Here is a 4,018-nt window from a genome sequence, read left to right on the forward strand (position 1 = left end):
CATAATTCAGTCGTCGTCGGTTCGAGCCCGACCCGCCCCACCAGCAGTTACACCTGCATTACCTATGCAAATGCCACACTCATCCACATGGAAAAGCAGAAGGTACGCAAGGCTTCAAATGCCCTGATCCGTGAACGTCGAAGCCTGACTACTCAACGGATCGTCTTTTTAGTAATCGCGGCGGCGGCGCCACTTGCGGCGATGATTGGCAATGTTCCCTTGGCAATTGTTTATGGCAATGGCGTGGGATTGCCCGTTGCTTATTTAGTGGCCTCGATTGTTTTGATCTGCTTTTCTACAGGTTATGCCGCTATGAGTCGCCGTGTCGTTAATACGGGTGCCTTCTATACCTATATTTCTCGAGCGCTCGGCAAAGACATTGGTGTCGGAGCGGCATACCTTGCTCTGACCTCTTACACCGCTATGACCTGTGGGCTTGCCGGTGCTTTCGGCTACTTCATGCACGAACTCATTCTTTCTGCCGCTGGGGTATCTGTCCCCTGGTTCTTGCTTTCGGCGATTGGAATCGCGATCGTTGCAGTTCTTGGATATCGATCCGTAGATTTCTCAGCAAAAGTCTTAGGCATTTTGATGATTGCCGAGTTTGCAGTTCTCATAGTTTTTGAATGTATTGTCATTGCCAAGAAAGGCGCATCGGCATTTCCACTTGAAAGCTTTACTTACCATCAAGCAATATCTGGCCCTTTTGGAATCGCCGCGCTGATTGCCTTCACGAGCTTCATTGGTTTTGAATCCGCCGCTTTATATGGTGAAGAGACTAAGAATCCTGAAAAGAGCATCCCCCGGGCAACATATATTGCAGTCACATCTGTAGGAATTTTCTATGTCTTCACCGCGTGGGTTATTATCGGAGCTACGGGAGTGAGCAAACTGCATTCCCAAGCAAGCGCCGACGGCGGAGTTTTCGTTCTAAATTTATTAAATCAATACGGGGGTGAAGTCCTTTTTGATATTGGTGCCGTGCTTCTCTGTACCAGTGTTTTAGCGGGCTACTCAGCTCTTCACAACGCCGCCAGTCGCTATCTCTTCGCATTGGGCCGTGAAAATATCGCCCCGCATATCTTCGGCGAATACCATAAAGATTTCTTCAGTCCTCACATTGCAAGCTTGGCTATTACTGGTTCGGCTTCAGTGGTTGCAGTTGCTTTTGCTGTCGCGGGGGCAGATCCTTATAAAACCTTTGCCGCTAGTCTGATTGCAGTTGGAACCCTCGGAATCGTTGCTCTGCAGGCTTTTGCATCCCTTTCGGTCATTGTATTCTTTTGGAAGAGAAGAGATAGAAAGTGGTGGTCGGGATTTCTTGCTCCTTTAATTGGATTTATTGGACTTATGGGTGCATTTATTTTGGCCGCCGTTCATTACAACACATTAACCGGCTCAGATAGTAAGTGGATTAATTTAGTTCCTGTTCTGCTTATCGTTATTACCGCCGGCGGCATCGCCAATGGAGTAAGGATCAAACGCAACAAACCAGTCGTATATGCCAAACTCGCATCCACTCAGCTTCGCTCGAAAAAGGCTGCAGATATTAGCGCTCCAGCTATTAACTACAGTAAAAAATACTGTCTCGTCGGTGCCGGACCTGCTGGCCTAGTTATGGCTCGTGCTCTCATTAAAGAAGGCGTTCCTTTTGACTGGTATGAACGTCACAGCGATGTCGGCGGAGTCTGGGATATGGATAATCCGGGAACTCCCATGTATGAATCGGCGCACTTCATCTCATCTAAATACACGAGCGGCTTTTATGGATTCCCTATGCCTTCGAATTATCCAGACTATCCATCGTGGCACCAGATCCTTGATTACATCCGAGGATTTGCCGATGCTTACAACCTAAGGTCGAGAGTGAACTTTGGGGTCTCCGTTGTGCAGGCTTCGCCAATCAATGCCGATCAATGGAGAGTTAGCTTCTCAAATGGAAAGAGCGAAATCTACGAAGGCCTGATAAATGCCACAGGTGTGACTTGGCATGCAAACCGACCTGCGATCGCGGGTGAAGCGCAATTCAAAGGCACGATCATACATTCGGTGGAGTACCGAAGCCCGAATGAATTTACCGGTAAGAGAGTTCTCATCGTTGGGGCGGGTAACTCTGGCGTCGATATCGCGTCAGATGCTGCACAGTTTTCGAAGCAAGCTTTCTTCTCAGTTCGACGTGGTTATCGCTATATTCCAAAATACATCTTTGGTGTGCCTACCGATGCCCTTATTTCCGGAAAGATTTTGCCGCCTAAAGGGGTCTCGATTAATGGCGATGTGACAAAGATGATCGACACACTGGTCGGTGATCTCACCAGATATGGCCTACCTAAGCCTGACCACGATTTATTAGCCAGCCACCCAATTATGAATACCCAGGTTCTACATCATTTAGGTCACGGTGATTTGATTGCCAAGCCTGATATTGAAAGCGTGGATGAAAAAGGTGCACGATTTAAAGATGGCAGTTATGAAGAATTGGATCTTATCGTTTTGGCAACTGGCTATTCCTACTCGGTTCCATATTTAGAGCAGAGTGATGATGAGTGGAGAGATGGTCGACCTCAACTCTATCTTCGAATACTTTCCCGTAAACATCCAAATCTCTACTTTATTGGATATGCAGAGTTTGCCGATGCGGCATATAAACGCTTCGATGAGATGGCGCAGATGGTTGTCATCGATATCCGTGCCCGGGCAACTGGAATCAACTATCCAGAGTTACTGGAGCTGCGAAAATCCGATAATCCAGATTTGGCTGGAGGACATAAATACATTAATAGCCCGCGCCACACCAACTACATCGAAGTTGAAACCTATCTAAATTACTTAGCAATTCTGCGCGATCGATTTGATTGGCCAGAGGTTGACGAATCCACCTATCAAAGCCTTATTCGATAATCTCCCACACTCCATTTACCTGACGTGCAATGCCACGCAGTTCAAGCTCTTTCAAGTATCGCTTGTGTCCACGTTCGCCTTTCCCGACAAATAACGGCATCAATAGCGGAAGCTGACTCGGAAAGAGCATCGCGATTCTAACGAGCCACGATTCGCTGGGTTTTGGATAGACCTCGAACTTGGGTTTATCGAGCATCTTCATAAATGCTTTCGCCACATCAGCGGTTTTTTGAGGTGGATCCATAAATTGCAATGAGTTTCCGCCGTCAACGGCCTCTCGTTGCAGCATCGGCGTATCTGTGGCCGATGGCATTACTGAACCTGCTTTTATTCCCTTTGACGCAAAATCTAGACTCATTGAAAGCATCGCCCCCCTTAGCCCAAACTTTGAAATCGTATAAAGCGGCGTCTCTCCCAATGGAAATATTCCACCTAATGAAACTGTCGTAATTATCCGTGGATCATCAGATTTTTTTAGTAGGTCTATACATTTTCGAATTATCACCAGCGGAGAACGCAAGTTGATATCTAGTTCATGTTCAATGCTTTCAACACTTCGTTCATCGAATCTGGCTGTAGTGGTAATTGCGGCATTTGGAATAAGAACATCAATATGTCCATACTTCTGCGAAATATCTTCTATCGCCCGATCAATTGCGTTGCGGTCAGTAAGGTCAAGTGCGATTGCATGATGTCCAGTCCCTGGGAGCCCCGCTATAACTTTTTCTAGGCGTTTTTCATCTAAGTCGAGCAGGACCAGTCGGGCACCACTTGAGGCAAACTCATGAGCTAAATGAGAGCCAATACCACCGGCGCCGCCGGTGATCACAATTACCTTATGCGCAAAGACATATTTCATACATCAAAGAATACTTCAGGATTAGCGTTTTATTGAGGCGTTATAGATACTCTCAATAGATTCATCAAGGGTTTCGTTGAAATCACTCTCGTTTTGTTTGACACTCAAACCCTCGGTGAGGGCGCGTGAGAAGCTGGCGATCAACCCTGGATTCTGTCGCAATAAAACATTTGCCTGTTCGCGCGAATAGCCCCCGGAGAGTGCAACAACACGCAAAACACGTGGGTGCGCCACCAAATCCGAATATAAGCCCAACAC

3 protein-coding genes are annotated in these 4,018 nt (G+C 47.0%); 1 reads left to right on the plus strand and 2 read right to left on the minus strand.

What is annotated here, in order from left to right; all coding sequences use genetic code 11:
- A partial coding sequence (locus tag WCO51_10505; protein ID MEI6513688.1) for an amino acid permease occupies window positions 1-2,901 on the plus strand: 2,901 nt, incomplete at its 5' end.
- Here the strand turns inward: WCO51_10505 and WCO51_10510 are convergent.
- Both WCO51_10510 and WCO51_10515 read right to left on the minus strand, forming a co-directional pair.
- Window positions 2,891-3,760, minus strand: coding sequence for an SDR family oxidoreductase (locus WCO51_10510; protein ID MEI6513689.1), 870 nt, complete (start codon window positions 3,758-3,760; stop codon window positions 2,891-2,893). The genes WCO51_10505 and WCO51_10510 overlap by 11 nt on opposite strands.
- 21 nt (window positions 3,761-3,781) lie before the next feature.
- Window positions 3,782-4,018, minus strand: a 237-nt coding sequence (locus WCO51_10515) for a class I fructose-bisphosphate aldolase (GenBank protein MEI6513690.1), incomplete at its 5' end; no start/stop codon positions are given.

This window comes from bacterium, assembly GCA_037131655.1.
In the GTDB taxonomy this organism is placed as follows: Bacteria; Armatimonadota; Fimbriimonadia; order Fimbriimonadales; family JBAXQP01; genus JBAXQP01.

What these genes read in the sequence shown, in the direction of transcription:
- WCO51_10510 (MEI6513689.1), bottom strand. Translation starts at nt 3,760, where the DNA reads ATGAAATATGTCTTTGCGCATAAGGTAATTGTGATCACCGGCGGCGCC.